General features: G+C 59.4%; 23 protein-coding genes. 9 read left to right on the top strand and 14 right to left on the bottom strand.

Annotated elements, in window-relative coordinates:
- Nucleotides 1-62: 62 nt before the first annotated feature.
- Both rimO and PhaeoP97_RS11385 read left to right on the top strand, forming a co-directional pair.
- A complete protein-coding gene (rimO, locus tag PhaeoP97_RS11380) occupies nucleotides 63-1,481 on the top strand; it encodes a 30S ribosomal protein S12 methylthiotransferase RimO (RefSeq protein ID WP_072505145.1) in 1,419 nt (472 codons plus the stop codon).
- Between the two features lie 16 nt (nucleotides 1,482-1,497).
- A complete protein-coding gene (locus PhaeoP97_RS11385) occupies nucleotides 1,498-2,274 on the top strand; it encodes a hypothetical protein (protein ID WP_157891250.1) in 777 nt (258 codons plus the stop codon).
- A 53-nt stretch (nucleotides 2,275-2,327) separates the two neighbouring features.
- Here the strand turns inward: PhaeoP97_RS11385 and PhaeoP97_RS11390 are convergent, their stop codons facing one another.
- From PhaeoP97_RS11390 to PhaeoP97_RS11410, 5 genes are all read right to left on the bottom strand, one after another.
- Nucleotides 2,328-3,029, bottom strand: coding sequence for a class I SAM-dependent methyltransferase (locus tag PhaeoP97_RS11390; RefSeq protein WP_072505147.1), 702 nt, complete (start codon nucleotides 3,027-3,029; stop codon nucleotides 2,328-2,330).
- 189 nt (nucleotides 3,030-3,218) lie between these two features.
- Nucleotides 3,219-3,500, bottom strand: coding sequence for a DUF6455 family protein (locus PhaeoP97_RS11395; RefSeq protein WP_072505148.1), 282 nt, complete (start codon nucleotides 3,498-3,500; stop codon nucleotides 3,219-3,221).
- 34 nt (nucleotides 3,501-3,534) lie between these two features.
- Nucleotides 3,535-3,798, bottom strand: a complete 264-nt coding sequence (locus PhaeoP97_RS11400; protein ID WP_072505149.1) for a DUF6455 family protein — start codon at nucleotides 3,796-3,798, stop codon at nucleotides 3,535-3,537.
- A gap of 90 nt (nucleotides 3,799-3,888) precedes the next feature.
- Entirely contained in the window at nucleotides 3,889-4,242 is a 354-nt protein-coding gene (locus PhaeoP97_RS11405; protein WP_072506448.1) for a YigZ family protein, read from the bottom strand.
- Nucleotides 4,243-4,277: 35 nt separating this feature from the next.
- On the bottom strand, nucleotides 4,278-5,003 hold the full coding sequence (locus tag PhaeoP97_RS11410; protein WP_072505150.1) for a M48 family metalloprotease: 726 nt from the start codon (nucleotides 5,001-5,003) through the stop codon (nucleotides 4,278-4,280).
- A gap of 149 nt (nucleotides 5,004-5,152) precedes the next feature.
- Here PhaeoP97_RS11410 and PhaeoP97_RS11415 point away from each other — a divergent pair, with 149 nt between their 5' ends.
- Nucleotides 5,153-5,407 carry a hypothetical protein gene (locus PhaeoP97_RS11415; RefSeq protein WP_072505151.1) on the top strand — a complete coding sequence of 85 codons (255 nt, stop codon included), beginning with the start codon at nucleotides 5,153-5,155 and terminating at the stop codon, nucleotides 5,405-5,407.
- 61 nt (nucleotides 5,408-5,468) lie between these two features.
- Here the strand turns inward: PhaeoP97_RS11415 and PhaeoP97_RS11420 are convergent, their stop codons facing one another.
- Complete coding sequence (locus tag PhaeoP97_RS11420; protein ID WP_072506449.1) at nucleotides 5,469-5,771, bottom strand: DUF167 domain-containing protein; 303 nt, start codon at nucleotides 5,769-5,771, stop codon at nucleotides 5,469-5,471.
- A gap of 200 nt (nucleotides 5,772-5,971) precedes the next feature.
- Between PhaeoP97_RS11420 and PhaeoP97_RS11425 the strand changes: the two genes are divergently transcribed.
- Both PhaeoP97_RS11425 and PhaeoP97_RS11430 read left to right on the top strand, forming a co-directional pair.
- Entirely contained in the window at nucleotides 5,972-6,550 is a 579-nt protein-coding gene (locus PhaeoP97_RS11425) for a nitroreductase family protein (protein ID WP_072505152.1), read from the top strand.
- Nucleotides 6,547-7,251 carry an EI24 domain-containing protein gene (locus tag PhaeoP97_RS11430; protein WP_072506450.1) on the top strand — a complete coding sequence of 235 codons (705 nt, stop codon included), beginning with the start codon at nucleotides 6,547-6,549 and terminating at the stop codon, nucleotides 7,249-7,251. Before PhaeoP97_RS11425 ends, PhaeoP97_RS11430 begins: the two co-directional genes overlap by 4 nt.
- A 79-nt stretch (nucleotides 7,252-7,330) precedes the next feature.
- Here the strand turns inward: PhaeoP97_RS11430 and PhaeoP97_RS11435 are convergent, their stop codons facing one another.
- Together PhaeoP97_RS11435 and mce are read right to left on the bottom strand one after the other, a co-directional pair.
- Entirely contained in the window at nucleotides 7,331-7,606 is a 276-nt protein-coding gene (locus tag PhaeoP97_RS11435) for a DUF1467 family protein (protein ID WP_072505153.1), read from the bottom strand.
- A gap of 57 nt (nucleotides 7,607-7,663) precedes the next feature.
- Nucleotides 7,664-8,068: a methylmalonyl-CoA epimerase gene (gene mce, locus PhaeoP97_RS11440; RefSeq protein WP_072506451.1), complete on the bottom strand. Its 405-nt coding sequence runs from the start codon at nucleotides 8,066-8,068 to the stop codon at nucleotides 7,664-7,666.
- 222 nt (nucleotides 8,069-8,290) lie between these two features.
- On the opposite strand from mce, the gene PhaeoP97_RS11445 reads away from it, so the two are divergent.
- Both PhaeoP97_RS11445 and PhaeoP97_RS20310 read left to right on the top strand, forming a co-directional pair.
- Nucleotides 8,291-9,010, top strand: coding sequence for a response regulator (locus tag PhaeoP97_RS11445; protein WP_072505154.1), 720 nt, complete (start codon nucleotides 8,291-8,293; stop codon nucleotides 9,008-9,010).
- Nucleotide 9,011: 1 nt separating this feature from the next.
- Nucleotides 9,012-9,152, top strand: coding sequence for a hypothetical protein (locus tag PhaeoP97_RS20310; RefSeq protein WP_157891251.1), 141 nt, complete (start codon nucleotides 9,012-9,014; stop codon nucleotides 9,150-9,152).
- Nucleotides 9,153-9,227: 75 nt separating this feature from the next.
- Here the strand turns inward: PhaeoP97_RS20310 and PhaeoP97_RS11450 are convergent, their stop codons facing one another.
- From PhaeoP97_RS11450 to PhaeoP97_RS11470, 5 genes are all read right to left on the bottom strand, one after another.
- Nucleotides 9,228-10,442, bottom strand: coding sequence for a DUF1501 domain-containing protein (locus tag PhaeoP97_RS11450; RefSeq protein ID WP_072506452.1), 1,215 nt, complete (start codon nucleotides 10,440-10,442; stop codon nucleotides 9,228-9,230).
- Between the two features lie 12 nt (nucleotides 10,443-10,454).
- Nucleotides 10,455-11,852: a DUF1800 domain-containing protein gene (locus PhaeoP97_RS11455; protein ID WP_072505155.1), complete on the bottom strand. Its 1,398-nt coding sequence runs from the start codon at nucleotides 11,850-11,852 to the stop codon at nucleotides 10,455-10,457.
- Between the two features lie 232 nt (nucleotides 11,853-12,084).
- Complete coding sequence (gene aspS, locus PhaeoP97_RS11460) at nucleotides 12,085-13,860, bottom strand: aspartate--tRNA ligase (RefSeq protein ID WP_072505156.1); 1,776 nt, start codon at nucleotides 13,858-13,860, stop codon at nucleotides 12,085-12,087.
- Between the two features lie 168 nt (nucleotides 13,861-14,028).
- Nucleotides 14,029-14,682: an aminotransferase class IV family protein gene (locus tag PhaeoP97_RS11465; RefSeq protein ID WP_072505157.1), complete on the bottom strand. Its 654-nt coding sequence runs from the start codon at nucleotides 14,680-14,682 to the stop codon at nucleotides 14,029-14,031.
- Nucleotides 14,625-15,776, bottom strand: a complete 1,152-nt coding sequence (locus PhaeoP97_RS11470) for an aminodeoxychorismate synthase component I (RefSeq protein ID WP_072505158.1) — start codon at nucleotides 15,774-15,776, stop codon at nucleotides 14,625-14,627. Before PhaeoP97_RS11470 ends, PhaeoP97_RS11465 begins: the two co-directional genes overlap by 58 nt.
- Before the next feature lie 188 nt (nucleotides 15,777-15,964).
- On the opposite strand from PhaeoP97_RS11470, the gene carB reads away from it, so the two are divergent.
- The gene (gene carB / locus PhaeoP97_RS11475; protein WP_072505159.1) at nucleotides 15,965-19,324 is read left to right on the top strand and encodes a carbamoyl-phosphate synthase large subunit; all 3,360 of its coding nucleotides are present in this window, start codon (nucleotides 15,965-15,967) and stop codon (nucleotides 19,322-19,324) included.
- A 94-nt stretch (nucleotides 19,325-19,418) separates the two neighbouring features.
- Here carB and PhaeoP97_RS11480 read toward each other — a convergent pair whose 3' ends face one another.
- On the bottom strand, nucleotides 19,419-20,306 hold the full coding sequence (locus tag PhaeoP97_RS11480; RefSeq protein WP_072505160.1) for a LysR family transcriptional regulator: 888 nt from the start codon (nucleotides 20,304-20,306) through the stop codon (nucleotides 19,419-19,421).
- A 113-nt stretch (nucleotides 20,307-20,419) separates the two neighbouring features.
- Between PhaeoP97_RS11480 and PhaeoP97_RS11485 the strand changes: the two genes are divergently transcribed.
- Nucleotides 20,420-21,727: a serine hydroxymethyltransferase gene (locus PhaeoP97_RS11485; RefSeq protein ID WP_072505161.1), complete on the top strand. Its 1,308-nt coding sequence runs from the start codon at nucleotides 20,420-20,422 to the stop codon at nucleotides 21,725-21,727.
- Nucleotides 21,728-21,795 lie beyond the last annotated feature (68 nt).

Here is a 21,795-nt window from a genome sequence, read left to right on the forward strand (position 1 = left end):
CGGCGGCGTGCAATGCGCAAACGGGCTAGGCAGCGCCCCTTGCGCGTACTATATGCCCGGCCATGACACAGACACCCGGTTCCACCAATCCGCCCAGCCTTCGCCCCGATCTTGCGCCCAAGCCCCGGCTTGGCGATGCGCCCCGTGACGGGCAGCCAACCCTTGGCATGGTGTCACTGGGCTGTCCCAAGGCGCTGGTCGATAGCGAGCGGATCCTGACGCGCCTGCGCGCCGAGGGCTATGGCGTGTCACCCGATTATGCCGGAGCCGATGCGGTGATCGTCAACACCTGCGGCTTTCTCGACAGTGCCAAAGCCGAGAGCCTGGAGGCCATTGGCGAGGCGCTGAAGGAAAACGGCAAGGTGATTGTCACCGGCTGTCTGGGCGCTGAACCGGACTATATCCGCGCGCATCATCCGCGTATTCTAGCGGTGACCGGCCCGCATCAATATGAGCAGGTGCTGGATGCGGTGCATGCCGCTGTGCCGCCCTCGCCCAACCCCTACGTAGATCTGCTGCCCGCTGCGGGCGTCAAGCTGACGCCGCGCCATTTCAGCTATCTAAAGATCTCCGAGGGCTGCAATCACAAGTGCAAATTCTGCATCATCCCCGACATGCGCGGCAAACTGGCGTCCCGGCCCGCCCATGCGATTTTGCGCGAGGCGGAGAAACTGGTGGATGCCGGCGTGCGCGAGTTGTTGGTGATTTCGCAGGATACCTCTGCCTATGGGCTGGATCGCAAATATGATGTGAATCCTTGGAAAGACGGCGACGTGCGCAGCCACATTCAGGATCTCAGCCGTGAGCTGGGCCGATTGGCCCCCGCGGATGAGCTGTGGGTGCGGCTGCACTATGTCTATCCCTACCCTTATGTGCGCGATCTAATCCCGTTGATGGCGGACCCGAACAATGCGCTGCTGCCCTATCTGGACATCCCGTTTCAACACGCTCACCCCGATGTGCTGCGCCGCATGGCACGGCCTGCCGCTGCAGCCAAAACACTGGATGAAATCCGCGCCTGGCGCGCGACCTGCCCCGATATCACCCTGCGCTCTACCTTTATCGTTGGTTTTCCCGGCGAGACGGAGGCCGAGTTCCAGCATCTGCTCGACTGGATGGACGAGGCGCAGCTGGATCGCGTTGGCTGTTTTAAATATGAGAACGTCGATGGTGCTCGGTCGAACGATCTGGCCGATCACGTGCCGGAAGAGATCAAGCAACAGCGCTGGGAGCGCTTTATGGAAAAGGCACAGGCGATTTCCGAAGCGAAGCTAGAGGCCAAAGTCGGCCAGACCCTTCAGGTGATCGTGGATGACATCGACGAAGACGGCATCGCCACCTGCCGCACCAAAGCCGACGCGCCAGAGATCGACGGCAACCTGTTCATTGACGAAAGCACCGACGGGTTGCAGGTCGGCGAGTTGGTCACCGTTGAAGTTGATGAGGCGGGGGAGTATGATTTGTGGGGAAAACGTACTTAACCCACTAGGATCGTAATTGAAAAAGCTCTTTGAAGGCCTTCTGAGAAATCCGGCCGCGACCGCATTCTTCGGTTGCATGATAGGAATCTCTTTCATGAGTTTGTTAGGGTCTAGCTTTGACGAGAATATAGTCAGATATGGAACCTATGGCCTTTCCATCCTTGTAGCATTGTTCGCATCAGCAGTCGCACTGGCTGGGGTTTTTGCAAATATCGACAGCCAAGCAACCCGGTTTTCAATTGAAAGAAGTGCCACGCAGAAGGCTGCTAAAGCGTTATTGCCAATTGCTCTTTCTCGTTTTGACGAAGTTTGCGAAAAGGCAGTCGACATAGCTCTAAGCGACGATACGGTTTTTGCCGATCCAAAGAATGCTGTTGAAGTCCGAGAGGCCTTGGAGATCGGCGACGAGACCGTTCGAATATTGAAAGAGTGCATCGAATACTCTGATGAGGTCACTCAAGAATGGCTCACAATTATTTTTGCACGCTATCAAGTTGCCAGTTCTCGCCTGTTAGGTAGTGTAGCCGACCCAAGCAGAGTAATCACAAATCATACGCGAGGGAGCCATGCATACGATTGGGAGGTCATTCGTGCGATCCTAAATCACTTGTTTTCATTCGCACGTGGGCAAGAAGACGCCCCAAGCGACAAGATAGATCTTGAAACTATTGCGATTTCCTCACTTCATCCCATGTTGGGAACATCAAGATGTAATGCTGCACAGGAGAGAATACGTCATTTTAGAGCTCGCCTGAATGACGGCAATCTTGAGGACTTTCGTAGTTTGAATTAGTGGAAATCGAATAGCGTACTGTGCGCCTTCGTCCCCCCCAAAAATAATCCCCCCTAGTAATCCAGGTAGTGGCTTTGGATGGTTGCGGGGTATGTGTCCTTCTCGCCGTTCTTTTGAACCACATAGAACAGAAACTGTGGGCTGTCGTAGCGGTGTTCGGCGCCGCGGCGGTTGACTGCGGGGTCGGTGATGTCTCGCGGGGCCTCCCGGCTGGTTCGGTTGAACGTACAGCATTTTAGCACGTCATAGCCCAGCGTCGCCGACCAGTAGCGCCAGGGGATATCGGGGCCGACCTGATAGAACCCATGGCCAAACCAGCCGTCCGTTCCCACACAGGAAATAAAGATCCCGTCATCTTTGAGCATATGGTGGATGTTGCGAAAAGAGGACGCGATATCAAAGACGTGCTCGGTGGTGCCCCCGTCATAGATGACGTCGAACTTTTTGCGCAGGGACCCGTCAATTGGTTCTGACAGGTCATGGATATATTGCGCGCCCTCAATGGCCGAGAAATCCAGGCTTTCCAGCGCGGGCCAGCCGATGGTCTTGAGAAAGGACTCGCAGAACTGATCGTCCTGAAAAAGGTCGTCCTCACTCGCGACAATGCCCTGTTTTGCAAGCTGCTCTATCAGTCGGCTTTTCCAGTTCGGGCGAAAGTGCATTTTCTGCCGTCCCAACATGATGCCATTCTTTTTACCTTCCAGAAATGGCGTGGACCGTGCCATTTGGATGGCGATATTAATGCTGATGCCCATGTTGGTGCTGTGCCTCCTGCCCGGGGGAGCCTCTTTGAAGCCGGGTTAATCCCGCCTCTTTGCTGCCGGTATTCCTGTCAGGTTGAGCTATGCATGCCCGCAGGCACGTTGACAAGCGCGGCGCCGAATGTGCCGTCAGGCGCAGCGGAAAGAACCGCCTGGATTGCCCCGGCTTGCCGATCGTCGGATTCAATCGCGCAGCTGCACCAGCGCTGCGGCGTTGCGACAATCCGGCATTGGGCCGACGGCTGCACCCCCATTCTGGGTCTCTTGCTGTGGCAATTCAGATTTGGCCAGAAACTGCTGACAACGCAGCATCTCGGCACAGCCACGGCAACGGGTGATCATGGCGGCCCATTCCGGTTGGCCAATCCGACCCGTGGCAAAGGCACAGGTAAGATCAACGCCAGACGCCTGCCCCATCCGTGCCATCAGCCGCATATGCTGAAGCGGATCCCCCAATCGCTGCATGTCGCCCCCCCCCTTGTCTGTTACCAGAAGTTTTTCAGTGCTGTTCTTCGTTCAGGTAGGATAGCAAATCACGGTTACGGCAGAAATCCGGTGCCTCAGAACCTGGGCGCAGGCCTTTGGCCAACCATTTGTGACAGGCCGCGACACCGCCACAGCGGGTGCAGCGCAGCACCGCTTCGCCGATTTCATCGACCCGCAAACGACCCGAAATCGCCTCGTCCTGAAGGTCCAGACCAACGGTTTCGGCCATGCGGTCAAACAGAGCGGCGTGGGTTTTCAGATCGGCTTGGCTGGTCATCGCGCTATCCCTTTTTTGAATCATTCATTCTGGGGACAGCTTAGTCGCAGGTTGGGAATACAGATTTGATGCAGGTCAAACGGCAGGCAATCAGGCAGGGTGCTGGCCGCCCGCCCCAAGGTAGGCGCGTACGGCGTCCTGAACCCGGCGAAAACGGTCGCCGCCCAGTTTCTTGTTACCATACCAGCGAGTAACAATGATCACGTGATCTCGCAGGCCTTCGCGCTCCATCATGCGCAGGATCACCATGCCAGCCCCGCTTTCGCCATCATCCGCCTTGAGCCCGCCTGTCGGCAATTGCGCAGCCCAAGTGTTGTGGGTTGCCTTGGCATAAGCGCGGTCAGATTTCAGAGCCGCCAGCACGGCGTCGATCTGTTGTCTACTTGTGACCTCTGCGCCGCTTACTGCATAGCGCGAGCCACGGTCGGTCAGAACCACGCCCATCTGCCGGAGCGAGGCAACAGCTTGATCTGTACCGCTCAATTCAGATTGTATTTCTGAATGGTCTGGCTCACCACCCGCACCCGATCCGGGTTGGCGGGATGGCTGCCCAGGAACTTGTCGCCTGGATCAGGCAGACGGTTGAAGAACTTCACCCCGACACTGGGGCGGTAGCCAGCCTTATGGGTGATGATCGTGCCCAGTTCATCCGCTTCCAGCTCAAAATTCTTAGAATAGGTGCGCGCGCCAACGATCGCGCCCAGATCCTGCGCCCGGCCAATATCCGCAGCACTTGCACCGGACACACTGGCCAAGCCGGCCAATAGGATGGACCCCGCAACTGCGCTTTGCTGTTTGCGTGCCAAATGACCGCGAATGTGATGGGCAGCCTCATGCGACATGACAAAGGCGAGCTCGTCCCGGTTGGCAATCTGTCCCAGCATCCGCTGCGTAAAGGTGATCACCGGGCGGCCAGAGCGGTCCTGGCTTTGGTAGGCATTGGGCGGGGCATTGGGGTTCGGATCAACGCGGATCAGAAAATCGCAGTTCAATCCGGGCGCCCGCGCGCGACATTCGCGTTCAGATACCGGTTCCACCACACGCGTGACCGCCGCGAAGGCGCTGCGACCTTGCGCCGGGGTCATGCCTTGGACCGCAGGACCCGTAGGCCGTGGCGGCGTAGCGGAACCCGTCTCAACCGCGACATCGCACGCCGCCAGACCCGTGGTGACCGAAAATCCCATCAACAGCAACAACCGACGCATGACATCTCCTCTGCTTTGCGACCGCAACCCTACCGCGACAGCATATGCAGGATCAATCGCATGAAGCACAGATGGCTGCAATGTGTCGCAAGAATACGTGATGCGACAAACCCTTGTCAGTGACAGCCCGCGAGTGGCAAGCTGAGATCATGTTTACCATCGAGCATGAATTTGACGCCACTGTCGTAACCCTTGTCGATGACGAGGCCGCCCCGTTGATGGAAGATGTTGCCATCAATCTTTTTGCAGAATGTGTTACGGTCGAACAATTGGACCCACGCACCGATCAAGTGCTGAGGATCACCCTGTCCCACAGTCAGGTGCGCGACCTAGCCGCCGCACTAGACCTTCCCGAGGGGATCTATCGTTTTGCCCGCGAGGATGAGCCTGTGGCAAAGACCTAACACTCATCCAACACAGATGGGCCATGGGTGATGATGGTCTGGCCTCCAGAGCGGCAGTCAGTCAGCACCGATAGGCAAAGACCTTGTCGCGCCCGGTGGCCCCGCGCAGCAATGTAAGGTCCGACGGCGCAATCCGCATCGCTGTGGCCAAAAGCGCGCGAACGGCGGCATTTGCCTTGCCGTTTTCCGGCGCGACCGTCACCGTGATCTTCAGCACCATGCTGTTCTGCACGTCCGCAGCTGATGGGGCTGCAAAGACAATCGCATTGCGCGCCGCTTTGGGGGTGACCCGGACGGTGATTTCGGTCCCCGCAACCGCCAGATGTCTCAGATCAGGGAGGTCTCTATTCTTTGGCTTGCCCATTTGCATAGTGATGGCCGGGATCTGATACGAAATCCATAGACTCTACCGGTCTGGGCGGGATATTTCCTGCAAAACACCTCGCACGTGGATCGTGTTGCCGCCAGCCAGTCTGCCAGCAAACAACATTGCCGGTTCCATGCCCCCTTGAAAATCGGCGCCTCTCTGCCGAAATTGACGGTAGATGTAAAAAGGTTTCACATATGCCCCTTCGCAATGATGCTGCCCTCGAGTTTCTTTTGTCGCGCCGGTCTCGCCCAGCCAAAACGCTGATGGCCCCTGCCCCCAGCCGTGACGAGCTGATGCCGCTGCTCACCGCCGCTGCGCGCACACCCGATCACGGCAAACTGGAACCCTGGAGGTTCATCGTGATCGAGACACCCGCGATGGTGCGATTGGCTGAACTGACCACCAAAGCGGGTGAACGCCTGAGCAAATCGCCCGAAGATATCGCCAAGGGGCGCAGCCAGTTTAAGCTGGGCCAATTGGCTGTCGCCGTAGTCGAGGTCCAGAAGGACAGTCCCAAGGTCCCCGCAATCGAACAGACCTATTCTGCGGGGGCCGTCTGCCTGGCTTTGTTGAATGCGGCACTGGCGGCAGGCTGGGGGGCAAACTGGCTGTCTGGATGGGTCAGCCACGATGCAGAGTTCTGCGCCGAAGCCTTTGGTCTGGCTTCCCATGAACGCATCGCTGGCCTGATCCATATCGCAACTGAGGCCAGCCCCCCGCCAGAACGTCCCCGCCCCGACCTAGCCGCCCTGACAACATGGATGGCGACATGATCCTGAATGATTTCCTAAAGGCGCTAGGCCAGACCGGAGACCCCCGGTTTCGCAAGGTGCTGTTGCTGGGCATTGGCCTGACCCTCGCCCTGCTGGTGGTCACCTATGCGGCATTTTTGGCGTTGATCCAATGGCTGGTTGGTCCCGATGCAATACTGCCCCTGATCGGCCCGGTGACCTGGATTGACGACCTCCTGTCGATCACCTCGCTGCTGCTGATGATTGTTCTGTCAGTGTTTCTGATGGTGCCCGTCGCCTCTGCCATCACCTCTATGTTCCTGGATGAGGTGGCACAGGCCGTGGAGGATCGCCATTATCCCGGTCTGCCGTTGGCGTCCAAAACTCCGTTCTGGGAAGGGGTCCGCGACACTGTGAATTTTCTTGGGGTTCTGGTTGCCGCCAATGTTCTGGCGCTGGTGCTATATGTGGTGTTTGCCCCCTTTGCGCTGTTTATCTTCTGGGGGCTGAACGGGTTTTTGCTTGGGCGGGAATATTTCACCCTTGCCGCCGCGCGTCGGGTGGGCCTGCCCGAGGCAAAGCGCCTGCGCCGCAAGCATCTTGTCACCATCTGGCTGGCTGGGGTGTTGATGGCGATGCCGCTGTCTATCCCGCTTGTGAATCTGGTGATCCCCATTATGGGGGCGGCGACCTTTACCCATCTGTTTCACCGGCTGACCCAACAGCAAATGCCCGTCAGATAACCGACCCATCGTCAGAATAAAAACAGGCGGTGCATATGCGCCGCCTGTTCCAAAATCAAAGTGGTTGTCGCGCCCGCGCTTACTCCGGGTCGGGCAGCCGATCAAGCCAGTCGAAATCATTGACCGAAATCCAGCCGCCGAGGATGATCGTGGCGATGATCCCCCAGATGACTGCTGCGGCAATGGTGGTGATCACGGCCTTCTGCTTTAGATAGTGCTGTTCTGGCGCGCCCGCGTGGGTGCCGGGGACGATTTCGCCACGGTCGCCCTGGGTTTGAATTCTGATCGGGATCACGATCAGAAAGGTCATGAACCAGATCACCGCATAAAGTACCAAACCGGATGTAACGCCCATGATGCCTGTCCTTCTAGTGCCCTTGCCCCACAAGTGCGGGATAGAGGGCAGATAGCGTCAAACCTGTTCCAATTCCACCAGGCAGCCGTTGAAATCCTTTGGATGCAGGAAAAGAACTGGTTTGCCGTGGGCACCGATCTTGGGCTCGCCCGAGCCAAGCACCCGTGCGCCTTCGGCCTTCATCCGGTCGCGGGCTGCAAGGATATCGTCGACCTCATAGCAGATGTGGTGAATACCACCAGCTGGGTTCTTTTCCAGAAACCCCATGATCGGAGAGTTTTCACCCAACGGATAGAGCAGTTCAATTTTGGTGTTGGGCAGGTCGATGAACACCACCGTAACGCCGTGGTCTGGCTCATCCTGGGGTGCCCCAACCGTCGCACCCAAGGTGTTACGATACTGCGCAGATGCGGCATCAAGGTCGGGTACGGCGATTGCGACGTGGTTGAGGCGGCCAATCATTTTTGCAGTCTCCTGAGTGATCTGTTGGTGATGACTTATCAAAGACTCGAACCGTGCGGGCAAGTGCGCCAATCCGCGCGGCAGAAAATTCCCGGTGAAAACGCTTCGTTTCATAGATTTATCAAAGTTATTTCGATTCAACCTATAGGCGCCATCGGCCGTTAACCGCCTGTTAGCCCCGTTTCCCTAGCGTTGAGTCGTATCCAGTCAGGAGCCTTAGCCATGGACGATTCGGAACTGTTTGCTGCCGCCCACCGCCTGCCCACCACCAAACGACCTTTGTTGGGGCTGACGATCCTTGTGGTGGAAGACAGCCGATACGCCTGCGAGGCGATGCGATTGCTTTGCCTGCGCAGCGGGGCACGGATCCGGCGCGCGGATTGTCTGAAGTCCGCACACCGCCACCTGAAGGTCTATCGTCCGTCTGTAGTCATCGCCGACCTTGGCCTGCCAGATGGATCCGGTGCGGATCTGATTCGTGCGATGGCCGAAGCCTCCCCGCGTGTTGGTGTTATCCTTGGCATATCCGGAGATGAGGCCGGCGAAACAAGGGCGATGGAGGCTGGCGCTGATGGTTTTCTGGCCAAGCCGATCACCTCGCTGGCCGCGTTTCAATCGGCAATCTTGTCCCGCCTGCCCGCCGACCGGCAATTGTCCGGCCCAAATGAGCTGAGCGATGAGGTGATCGAACCTGATCTTTTGGCATTCCAGGATGACATGTCCCACGCCGCCGAGGTCTTGAACGAGGCCGAAGAAGGACAGACGTTAGACTATGTGGCGCAATTTCTAGGCGGTGTCGCCCGCAGCGTTGGCGATTCCCTCCTGGCCGGCGCGGCCGCAGAACTTGCAGATGCGCGGAACTCTGGACGACCCGTTGCCGCCGTTGCGGCCCGGGTAGCCGGTCTGGTGCAGGAACGTTTAAAACAGAAGGTCGCTATCTGAGATGATCGAAGTTGTTCTTGTCGCCTCTGCCACGCTGGGGATTGTGCTGTATCTTCAGGCCCGGTTTTCTGCCCGTGAAATTCGCCGCAACCGCGACCGCAGCATAGCATCTATGGTGATCTTGGATCGCAGCAGCCGCTAATCACGATCGCGGATTGCACCTTTGATGGGGGCCGAGATTTTACACGGACACCTCTCTCTGTCGCCGTCTGCCGTGTCACAGGCGTAGCAAGCCGGGGTCAGTGGTCATCTCGACCCCAGGGAAAATCACATTCGCGATGTCCTGATGTCTAACGCCAATCATGCCCCGCATGATCCACCCCACCTGCGCCCGCACATCACCCGTCGGCATCAGATCACGGCGATCAAACAGCGCGGCCTCGTCCAGCCCAGGCCAGTGACCATGGACCCGGCCACCCCGGATCGCCCCGCCCGCCAGCACCATCGCCCCCCCAGTACCGTGGTCAGTTCCCCCAGTGCCATTCTCCCGCGCGGTGCGGCCAAATTCCGTCATCGCCACCACAGCGGTCTTATCCCAGATCCCCGCCCCCAGCCCGGCCTTCAGTGTCAGGATTGTATCGGAGAGCCGCCCTAGCGCCCGTGTCAGCGCCCCGGTCTGGCGATTGTGGGTATCCCAGCCATTGATGGAGAAGGCCGCAATTCTGGTATCACCTCGCAGTTGCGTCGCGGCATAATCCGCGATCCGCTGGTGAGGACGCGATCGTTTCCCGCGGCGCGCCGCATTTGCAGCATTGTCTCTTGCGTCACGCGCCAGATCCAGCGCCTCGCCCAACGCGGCATGAAATAGCGGATCCTGTTCCATCATCAGACCTGCCAGACGCTCAGCCTGCGGGCTGAGCGCAATCTGTGCATCCGGCGACCAATCCGAGACCGGAGCAGAGCCCTGCAAAAGTTTCATATCGCCCTGCCCAATGGCAAAGGCCGTTCTGGCCTCGACTCCCGGCGTGACCTGCAGAAGTCTGTTCAACCAGCCATCACGGCGCTCATGCAGGCCCGGCGTGCCTGCTTCCAGCAAATCCTGACCGTCAAAGTGGCTGCGTTTGTTCCGGTAAGGCGTCGACACCGCATGCACAAAGCCCAGCTGTTGCGCCTGCCAGAGCGGCATCAGCGGTGCCAAGGCCGGATGCAGTGCGAAATACCCGTCAAGGTCCAACGCCCCGTTTTGCGGCCCGCCAAGAAGGCTGGATCGTAGACCAGCATAGGCAGGGTCGCCATAGGGCTGCACCACGTCAAGCGCGTCCATCCCGCCGCGCAGAATAATCACCACCAACCTGCTGTCCCACGGGGCCGCAGCAAAGCTGACCGGAGTCAGGAGCGGGCTGGCCGCCAAGGAACAGCCCACAAGCCCGGAGCGGGTCAGAAAGCTGCGCCTAGAATAGGCTTTGGCGCTGGATGAGGCGTGCTTGGTCATCATCATATCCTCTCAACGGCGCTGGAAGGTCGGTGAGGCCAGGATCAAACCCACGGCCTCTCGCTCGGTTTCGGCGGCTGTTGCGACAAAACGCAGCTGTGCATTGGACCGGGTGCCCAGCGCAGTCTCCAGCATCGCCAGCGGCGCTGGGAGCCGCTCCATAAGACGCGCAGGCACAGCCATGCACCAGCGCATGCGTTCGGCCAGTGCCTGCGGCGTGATCCAGTCGCCATCCGCCTCGGACCAGCCATCAGGGCCATTGGAGAACTCCCAGCGCTGCCCCATCCGCTGCATCGGACGCAGGAATAAGCGATGCACCTGTTTACGATTTAGCCCGCGCAGCGCCGCAGCGGGCACCCCAAGTGCGCGACAGGCGGAGGCCAGATAGGCAAAGGGCGGTTTGACGTTGCGCAGCTCAAAGACCCAGGCGGCGGGGTGCTCCAGCAGAGCAGCATAGACCTGCATCAGATCACCCGAGGTTTCGCGGTACCGGGCAGTCAGATGCGCCACCAGATCAGGGTCCGGCGTATCGCTGGTGAAATGAACAGCCAGTTTATACGCAAGGTGGCTGGCGGTTGCAGGATGTCGCGCCAAATCGCGCAGGGCATCTTGGATAGCCTCGAACCCCGCATCGTCACCACCGTAGCTTTGGCCCATCACTGTCTCTGGGCCGGGTTCAGCATGGCCGGATGAAAATCTGAACCCATCCTTCAGATTGTAGGTCATGCCCGTGAACAGCTCGGCCAGTTGACGAACGTCCTGTTGTGTATAGGGGCCATCGACCCCCAATGTGTGCAACTCCAGCACTTCGCGGGCAAGGTTTTCATTCAGGCCAACCTCCAGGCCACGGCGGCTGGCTAGCCGTTTGGCGCGACGGCTGTTTGGCCCGGTGGAACGGTGCTGATCAAGATAATGCAGCATCAGCGGGTTGGTGACCGCAGCAATCAGCAGGTCCTCAAACCGCGCCGCGATATTAGGGCGAACGGCAGTTTCCACATAGGGCGTCGCACCATAGCGCAGCGCGGCGATCTTGCCCTGCGCGGTAAAGTGATCAGCCCAGAACAGCGTCACCCGTTCGCGAAACCCATCGGGCGTGGTCACACAGCGCAGCAAACGTTGGATGAACCAGTCCGCCTGATGATCGCGCATCAACGCACGCTGCTGGTTCAGCGCCTTGTCCCGCGCCGCAAACTGCGGGGTGTCAACCGCCTGCTTGCGCGCCCGCCGGGCCGCCGAATAGGCACGCGCATCGGCAAACACGCCGTCGAATCCTGGGATCGGCCAGTCCTGCGCCGCCTGATCAACCTTCAGCAAGCCGTTCAACATAGCTGTCGCGTCGCGCATGGGCACATGGCTTGGGGACAGCCCGCAGCCAAATCGGATTTCTGCCAACTGGGGATCAAATGCCATCGTCTCGGACCCTTTGAATGCCACAATTACCCGCAGCAGGGGCAATCTGGGGACACTTTGGCATATGACCATTGCCCCGGCCACGAGGCAAGAGCATGGCGGCTTCCCCCAAGGTGCCAGACAGATAATACGCGGCAACCCGCCTGCTCCGGTGCCAGCGGCAAAAAACCCGAGGCGGTCCGCCCCGGGTTTTCATTCGTTTCTTCAGAGATGCAATGACGACCTTTGCTTACTAGTCCTGCGGGATCACGCGCAGCCCCAGCTCCATCAGCTGATCGCTCATCGGCTCGGACGGCGCTGACATCATCAGATCTTCGGCGCGCTGGTTCATCGGGAACATGATCACCTCGCGGATGTTGGCCTCGTCGGCCAAGAGCATCACCATACGGTCGATGCCGGCCGCGCAGCCCCCGTGCGGCGGGGCGCCGTATTGGAACGCATTGACCATGCCACCAAAACGCTTTTCAACTTCTTCCTTGCCGTAGCCCGCAATTTCAAAGGCCTTGAACATAATCTCCGGCTTGTGGTTCCGGATCGCGCCCGAGACCAGCTCATAGCCGTTGCAAGCCAGATCGTACTGATAGCCTTTGACCGCCAGCGGATCGGACAGCAGCGCGTCCATGCCACCCTGCGGCATCGAGAACGGGTTGTGCTCGAAATCGATCTTGCCGGTTTCCTCGTCCTTCTCGTAGATCGGGAAATCCACGATCCAGCAGAAGGCAAAGCGGTCTTTGTCGGTCAGACCCAGCTCTTCGCCAATCACGGTGCGGGCGCGGCCTGCAACGCTTTCGAAGGTCTTTGGCTTACCACCGAGGAAGAACGCCGCATCGCCCACGCCGAGACCCAGCTGCTGGCGAATGGCTTCGGTGCGCTCGGGGCCGATATTCTTGGCCAGCGGACCTGCCGCTTCCATGCCTTCGCCCTGATCACGCCAGAAGATATAGCCCATGCCCGGCAGGCCTTCGCCCTGAGCGAATTTGTTCATCCGGTCGCAGAACTTGCGGCTGCCACCTTTGGGGGCCGGGATCGCGCGGATTTCAGTACCTTCGTTTTCCAGAAGATTCGCAAAGATCGCAAAACCAGACCCACGGAAATGCTCGGAGCAGTCCTGCATCTTGATCGGGTTGCGCAGGTCCGGCTTGTCGGTGCCGTACCATTTGGCGGCATCCTTATAGGAGATCTGCGGCCATTCACTGTCGACCTTGCGGCCTTTCCCGAACTCCTCAAACACGCCCTGCATCACCGGCTGGATGGTGTCGAACACATCCTGCTGGGTGACAAAGGACATCTCCAGGTCGAGCTGGTAGAAATCGGTGGGCGAGCGGTCGGCGCGCGGATCTTCATCGCGGAAACAGGGCGCGATCTGGAAGTATTTATCAAAACCCGAGACCATCATCAGCTGTTTGAACTGCTGCGGCGCCTGCGGCAGGGCGTAGAACTTGCCCGGATGCAGACGCGACGGCACCAGGAAGTCACGCGCGCCTTCGGGGCTGGAGGCTGTGATGATCGGGGTCTGAAATTCGTTGAACCCCTTGTCCCACATACGCTTGCGGATCGAAGCGACCATGTTGGAGCGCAAGAGCATGTTCTTCTGCATCTTCTCACGACGCAGGTCGAGATAGCGATAGCGCAGACGGGTTTCTTCCGGGTATTCCTGTTCGCCGAACACCATCAGCGGCAGCTCTTCGGATTTGCCGAGCACTTCGATGTCACGGATGAAGACTTCGATCTCACCGGTGGGGATCTTGTCGTTCACAAGGCTCTCGTCGCGCGCCTTCACGTTGCCATCAATGCGGATACACCATTCGGAGCGCACCTTCTCGATCTCGGCAAACACCGGGCTGTCCGGGTCAGCCATGACCTGGGTGACGCCGTAATGATCACGCAGGTCGATGAACAGAAGGCCGCCGTGATCGCGCACCCGGTGGACCCAGCCCGACAGGCGGACGGTCTCACCGACGTTGGATTTGTTGAGTTCGGCGCAGGTATGGCTGCGATAGTCGTGCATGGGGTGACCTTTCGTTATACCGGTCACATGACCGGGCGGGCCGTCAATCAGGAGATGCGCCAGAACGGCGCGGAATTCGTCCGGGGTGGTACACTAGGTTGCGGCGGCGTTGTCAAGCAAACTGGGTGATTTCCACGTGGTCTGACGCCTGAAACCCCCAGTTCCCCGCTATACCAGCCGTGCCGGGATCAGCCCCCGCAGGGAGTTGCCCATATGGATGGCTTTTGCCTCCATCAGGTCCTCAAGCCGCAGCACCGCTTCTTTACAGTGACCGTTTTCCAGCATCCCCTGCCGCAGGATCCCCGGCAGCAAACCGCAGCTGAGCCGCGGCGTCACCACCTGCCCGTCCGCGCGGGTCACGAAAATATTGGTGATGGTGCCCTCGCAAATCGCGCCGTGCTCATTCAGGAACAGCAGTTCATCCACGCCTTCCGGCAGGTTTGCCCGAGCGGCATCGTAGAGCGCGCGGCGGGTAGTTTTGTGCTGCAGCCAAATATCTCCCGCATCCAGCTGGGTCTTCGCAATGCCCATACGCCATTGCGACGGTGACGGACCAAGCAGCGCTTTGACCAGCGCCAGCTGCCCATCCACGCCCAACGTGAGCCGACAGCGCAGCGGTGCTGTGCCCGTCACCTCAGCCAATATACGCGCGGCCTCCTCAGCATCGAAGGCAAGGTCAAACGCTGCCGCGCTGCGCGCCATCCGGGCCAGATGCTGCGACAGATGCCGGAACCCCTGCCCCGGATGCCAGCCCAGCGTCTCGATCAGGCGGAAAGCGGGATCGTTCTGGATGGCGTCACGTGGGCGAACCGGGCTTTCCATAGCGCTTCCTCATATTCGGATTCTGCGGTGCTGTCCCAGACCACGCCGCCGCCCACATTGAGCGTCGCGCGGCTGTCTTCCAGCATCAGCGTGCGGATGGCCACGTTGAATTCGGACGATCCATCCGGTGCCGCCCAGCCGATAGTACCGCAGTAGATATCACGCGCCCAGGGTTCCAGGTCCGCCAAAATCTCCATCGAACGAATTTTCGGCGCGCCGGTGATGGACCCGCAAGGGAACAGCGCCGAAAATATCTCTGCCAACCCGACGTCGGGGCGCAATCTGGCGCGCACCATGGAAACCATCTGATGCACCGTCGCGTAGCTCTCGACCGCAAACAGTTCGGGCACATGGACCGAGCCGGTCTGTGCCACGCGGGAAATGTCATTGCGCAAGAGATCAACGATCATCAGGTTTTCAGCGCGGTTTTTCTCATCCTGGCGCAGGAAGTCGCGGCGGCGGGCGTCCTCCACCGGATCGGCGCTGCGCGGCTGGGTGCCTTTCATCGGGCGGGTTTCAATCACGCCGTCAGAATCGGTGCGGAAGAACAGCTCGGGCGAGCGCGATAACAGATCCGGCAACCCGTCCTGTTCGATCAGGGCGCCGTAGCCAACGGCCTGTCTGGCTTCCAATACGGCATAGAGGTTTTCAGTGGCGCCATAGGCACCAGCATCAATCGGAAAGGTCAGATTGGCCTGATAGATGTCGCCCTTGCCGATGTTGTGGTTAACCTCGGCGAAGGCCTGAGCGTAACGTTCATAGGTCCAGCGGGGGGTGGTGCCCTCAAGACCCGCATCGCCTGCAGGCAGATCCGGCGACGCCCACCCGCCCCCGCAGGAGGGCGCTTCGTAAACCCCGAAACAGATCAGCGGCAGCCGCCGCGCCTTTGGCATTCGGCTCGCCAGTTTTGGCTCCAGTGCATAGCCCAGCTCATACGATGCATAGCCGGCCAGCCAATGGCCCGCGTCGCGCACCATATCCAGTGCAGCCAAGGCGGCGGGCACGTCGTCCGGCCCGTCCGCGCGAATGATGCGCAGCGGGGTATCAAAACATGTACCGGCCCCCTTTGGCCCCTGATCAAAGCGAATCCGCACGTCTGCCTGCTCCGTATCTCTAGCCTCTCCACATATATCCGTTCGCTATGCGAACAAAAGGCATGGATGCGGCATTTCCAATTCGGTTTCCGATCCCCCTTGAACCTTTCGGTGCGGTGCCTATAACGCAGGACAATTTGGGCGCACGGGGGTGCCCATGACTCGCGCAAATCAGAGGGATTCAGGCCATGCCGAAAAGAACCGATATCCAATCGATCATGATCATTGGTGCGGGGCCGATCATCATTGGCCAAGCCTGTGAGTTTGACTACTCCGGCGCGCAGGCCTGCAAGGCACTTCGCGAAGAGGGCTACCGGGTCATTCTGGTGAATTCGAACCCGGCGACGATCATGACTGATCCGGGTCTGGCGGATGCCACCTACATCGAGCCGATCACACCGGAAGTGGTTGCCAAGATCATCGAAAAAGAACGCCCCGACGCGCTGCTGCCGACGATGGGCGGGCAGACCGGCCTGAACACCGCGCTGGCGCTGGAAGAGATGGGCGTGCTGGCCAAATTCGACGTTGAGATGATCGGTGCGAAGCGCGAAGCCATTGAAATGGCAGAAGACCGCAAGCTGTTCCGCGAAGCGATGGATCGGCTTGGACTGGAGAACCCCCGCGCCACAATCATTACTGCGCCGAAGAAAGATAACGGCAATGCCGATCTGGACGCAGGTGTTCAGATGGCGCTGGACGAGTTGGAAGACATCGGCCTGCCCGCAATCATTCGCCCGGCCTTTACCCTTGGCGGGACCGGCGGTGGGGTCGCGTATAATCGCGAAGACTACATCCACTTCTGCCGCACTGGCATGGATGCATCGCCGGTCAATCAGATCCTTGTGGATGAGAGCCTGCTGGGTTGGAAAGAGTACGAAATGGAGGTGGTGCGCGACACCGCCGACAACGCGATTATCGTCTGCTCGATCGAGAACATTGACCCGATGGGCGTCCATACCGGTGATTCGATCACCGTGGCCCCCGCGCTGACCCTGACCGATAAAGAATACCAGATGATGCGTTCGGCCTCGATTGCGGTGCTGCGCGAGATTGGCGTGGAAACCGGCGGGTCCAACGTGCAATGGGCCGTAAACCCTGCCGATGGCCGTATGGTGGTGATCGAGATGAACCCGCGCGTCAGCCGCTCCTCGGCGCTGGCCTCCAAGGCGACCGGCTTCCCGATTGCCAAGATCGCCGCCAAGCTGGCGGTTGGTTTCACACTGGACGAGCTGGACAATGACATCACCGGCGTGACCCCGGCGTCGTTTGAGCCGACGATTGACTATGTCGTCACCAAGATCCCGCGCTTTGCCTTTGAGAAATTTGCAGGCTCAGAGCCCTATCTGACAACGGCGATGAAATCCGTGGGCGAAACCATGGCCATTGGCCGCACCATCCATGAGAGCCTGCAAAAAGCACTGGCGTCGATGGAAACTGGGCTCACCGGCTTTGACGAGGTCGCTATTCCCGGCGCCGAAGATGGCACCGATGGCAAGGCTGCGGTGATCAAGGCGATCAGCAAACAAACCCCGGACCGGATGCGCACCATTGCCCAGGCAATGCGTCACGGCCTGTCCGACGAAGACATCCACGCGGTCACCAAATTTGATCCGTGGTTTCTGGCCCGTATCCGCGAAATCGTTGAGGCAGAGACAAAGATCCGCGCCGAAGGCCTGCCGCAGGACGAACATGGTCTGCGCGCGATCAAGATGCTGGGCTTTACCGACGCGCGTCTTGCCATGCTCACCGATCAGCGTGAAGGCGATATCCGCGCCGCCCGCCGTGCGCTGGGTGTCAATGCCGTATTCAAACGCATCGACACCTGTGCCGCCGAGTTTGAGGCGCAGACCCCCTATATGTATTCCACCTACGAGGCTCCAGCCTTTGGCGATGTGGAATGTGAAGCGCGCCCTTCGGACAAGAAAAAAGTCGTCATCCTCGGCGGCGGCCCGAATCGGATTGGTCAGGGGATCGAGTTTGACTATTGCTGCTGTCATGCCTGTTTTGCGCTGACGGACGCGGGTTATGAAACCATCATGATCAACTGTAACCCGGAAACAGTGTCGACTGACTATGACACCTCTGACCGGCTGTATTTCGAACCGCTGACGTTTGAACATGTGATGGAAATCCTGCGCGTGGAGCTGGAAAACGGCACCCTGCACGGCGTGATCGTACAGTTTGGTGGCCAGACCCCGCTGAAGCTGGCCAATGCGCTGGAACAGGAAGGCATCCCGATCCTCGGCACCTCGCCCGACGCGATCGATCTGGCCGAAGACCGCGAACGGTTCCAGGCGCTGGTCAACCAGCTGGGCCTCAAGCAGCCGCATAACGGCATTGCCTCCACAGATGCGCAAGCGCTTGAAATTGCGGAAGAGATCGGCTTCCCTCTGGTGATCCGCCCGTCTTACGTTCTGGGTGGCCGCGCGATGGAGATCGTGCGCGATATGGACCAGCTGAGGCGCTATATCGCCGAGGCGGTTGTGGTCTCCGGGGACAGTCCGGTTCTGCTCGACAGCTATCTCTCTGGCGCGGTGGAACTGGACGTAGACGCTATCTGCGACGGCACTGATGTGCATGTGGCAGGCATCATGCAGCATATTGAAGAAGCTGGCGTTCACTCTGGTGACAGCGCCTGCTCGCTGCCGCCCTATTCGCTGTCGAAAGAGGTAATTGCAGAGGTCAAAACCCAGACCAACGCATTAGCCAAGGCGCTCAACGTGGTCGGCCTGATGAACATCCAGTTCGCGGTTAAACCCGATGCCGACGGCAAGGATGTGATCTATCTGATCGAAGTGAACCCGCGCGCCTCGCGTACGGTTCCGTTTGTGGCGAAATCCACCGACAGCGCCATCGCCTCCATCGCCGCGCGTGTCATGGCGGGTGAGCCATTGTCGAATTTCCCGACGCGCGCGCCCTATGAGCCAGACGCAGGCTACGATGTGAACACACCAATGGCAGATCCGATGACGCTCGCGGACCCGGATATGCCCTGGTTCTCGGTCAAAGAGGCGGTGCTGCCCTTCGCCCGGTTCCCGGGTGTTGACACGCTGCTGGGGCCGGAGATGCGCTCCACCGGCGAGGTCATGGGCTGGGATCGCAGCTTTGCCCGCGCCTTCCTGAAGGCACAGATGGGCGCCGGGATGGTGCTGCCCTCCGAAGGGCGCGCGTTTATCTCGATCAAGGATGCTGACAAAGGCACGTTGATGCTGGAAGCTGCAAATATACTGGTTGAACAGGGCTTTACTCTGGTGGCCACGCGCGGCACCCAGAGCTGGCTAGAAGAGCACAATGTGCCCTGCGAGCTGGTCAACAAGGTCTATGAAGGGCGTCCACATGTTGTCGACATGCTAAAAGACGGCCATGTGCAGCTCTTGATGAACACCACCGAGGGTGCACAGGCGGTCGAGGACAGCAAAGAGATGCGCTCTGTCGCGCTATACGACAAGATCCCCTATTTCACCACGGCTGCGGGCTCCAACGCCGCCGCACGCGCGATCAAGGCACAGGCCGAGGGCGACGTCGAGGTGAAGAGCCTCCAGGGGTAAGGCATCTCAGTTTTCTTGACGGGTGGACCAATGAACGACAGGCCTCGGCGTATTGCCGGGGCCTGTCTTTTTATCGACATCAGAAATCGCGGCATCAACCCGAGCAGAGCAGGTCCGCAATGGCGCTGTGGTCATTCGACCGGCGTGATGTTGGCGGCTGGAACAGGATGAGAGCCTTACCTGTGTCACAGCAAAGATCCTGATAGGGGCGCACCAGTCGATGTGCCGCCAGCGCGTCAGCCACCAGGCTGTGATGCCCCATCAAAACGCCCGCGCCAGCCTCAGCCTCCTGCATCGCAAGACTGTAGAGAGAATAGCGCGGCCCGCCCTGAGCATCATCCAGCGCCACACCTGCGGCCGTGGCCCAATTTGACCAATCCAAAGCCCAGGATTGATCTTGTAACAATGCGACGTCATTCAAATCCCGAGGTGTATTCAGCTGCTCTGCCAAGCACGGTGCACAGACCGGATAGATCGTGTCAGATCCAAGGTTGATACACTCGGCATCGCTGCAATCGTGAGGCGCAAAGAATAGCGCGAAATCAAACAGTTCTCGCGCCAGGTTGGGTGGCGTTTCCAGAGCTGTAACTGAGATTTTCAAATCAGGCATCAGGCCCCGGAGCCGCCTCAGCCGCGACGGCAACCACAGCTGCGCAATGCACGGCAGCGTAGCGATATGCAGGGTCCGACTGGGACGCAAGCTGTGCAGGATCTGGGTTGCCGCACCCATTGCATCAAAAGCAGCGATAAAGCTGGGCAGCAATGCACGCCCTGCCGCCGTCAGCACCACCCCTTGTGGGTTGCGTCGAAAAAGCGGTGTACCGACCCAGCCCTCCAGAGCCTTGACCTGCTGTGACACCGCCCCCGCGCTAACACCAAGTTCATCAGCGGCGGCAACAAAACTCTGAAGCCGGGCGGCGGCCTCAAACGCCCGCATGGCGGTCATCGGTGGCCCTTTTGGTCTGCTCGGGGCAACTGCCATGATCGATCTCCTTCGGCGCCAAGGCTTAGGTTTTCTAACCCAAGTTTTAGCAAATCTGATTTGTCGCGCCACTCCGAATGATCGCAAACTGTCTTTAGACAAGGGAGAAAACCATGACTATTGCCCATAAAACCTGGCTTCCCGAGCCTTGCGCCCAGCGCGTCTCGCAGATCGAAGACGACATCGCCTCGGCCAGCTCAGATATATTACTAGGCCGGATCCAGCATCTGACCGAAACCAATCGTGTGATTCACGAAGAAGAGTGCTTCAACCTCAACCCTGCGACCAACGTCATGAACCCCAAGGCAGAGGCGCTTTTGGCGTCCGGGCTCGGCTCCCGCCCGTCGCTGGGGTATCCGGGTGATAAATACGAAATGGGACTGGAAGCGATTGAAGAGATAGAGGTGATTGCCGCACAGCTGGCCGGTGAGATCTTTGATGCAGATTATGCCGAAATTCGCGTCCCCTCCGGGGCCTTGGCCAATCTCTATGGGTTTATGGCGACCTGCCAACCGGGCGACACCATCATTGCACCGCCAGCCTCAATCGGGGGGCATGTGACCCACCATGCCACAGGCTGTGCCGGGTTGTATGGCTTGCGCTGTCTCGAAGCGCCAGTACTGGCAGATGGCTACACCGTGGATATGGGCGGGTTGCGGCAGCTGGCGCGACAGGAACGCCCCAAGTTGATCACAATTGGTGGTAGCCTCAATCTGTTTGAACATCCCGTCGCCGGGGTGCGCGCCATCGCGGATGAAGTGGGTGCCAAGGTGATGTTCGACGCCGCACATCAATGCGGTATTATTGCGGGCAAAGCCTGGTCGGATCCGCTCGCGGAAGGGGCTCACTTCATGACCATGAGCACCTACAAGAGCCTTGGCGGCCCTGCCGGTGGCCTGATCGTGACCAATGATGCCAGCATGGCCAAAGCGCTGGACGCAATCGCCTTTCCCGGCATGACGGCGAACTTCGACGTAGCAAAATCCGCGGCACTTGCCGTGACCATGCTGGACTGGCGTGATTTTGGTCGCGCCTATGCGGTCGAGATGATCGCTATGGCACAGGCCCTGTCTGCGGCTCTTGAAGGCGAAGGTGTGAAGCTGTTCAAAACCGCTGAAGGCGTCACCAATTCGCATCAGTTTGCGGTGCTTGCAGCCCCCTACGGCGGCGGTCAGGCGGCGTCCAAACTATTGCGCAAAGGCGGCTTTCTCGCCAGTGGCATCGGCCTGCCGCTGGAATCAGTTGCCGGTGACATGAATGGGTTGCGACTTGGCACACCAGAACTGGTCCGCTGGGGCATGACTGCTAAGGATGCAGCCCCTCTGGCAAGTCTGATTGCACAAGCGCTGCAGGGAAAGCCGGTCACCGCCGAAGTTGCCAACTGGCGCAGATCTTTTGACCGGCTGCATTTTGTCCACTGACATCCGGGTAAGCGCACCGGCAAAACAAAAGCCCCGGAGTCTATCCTCCGGGGCTTCTTGCTGATCAG

Source organism: Phaeobacter porticola (assembly GCF_001888185.1).
Taxonomy (GTDB): Bacteria; Pseudomonadota; Alphaproteobacteria; order Rhodobacterales; family Rhodobacteraceae; genus Phaeobacter; species Phaeobacter porticola.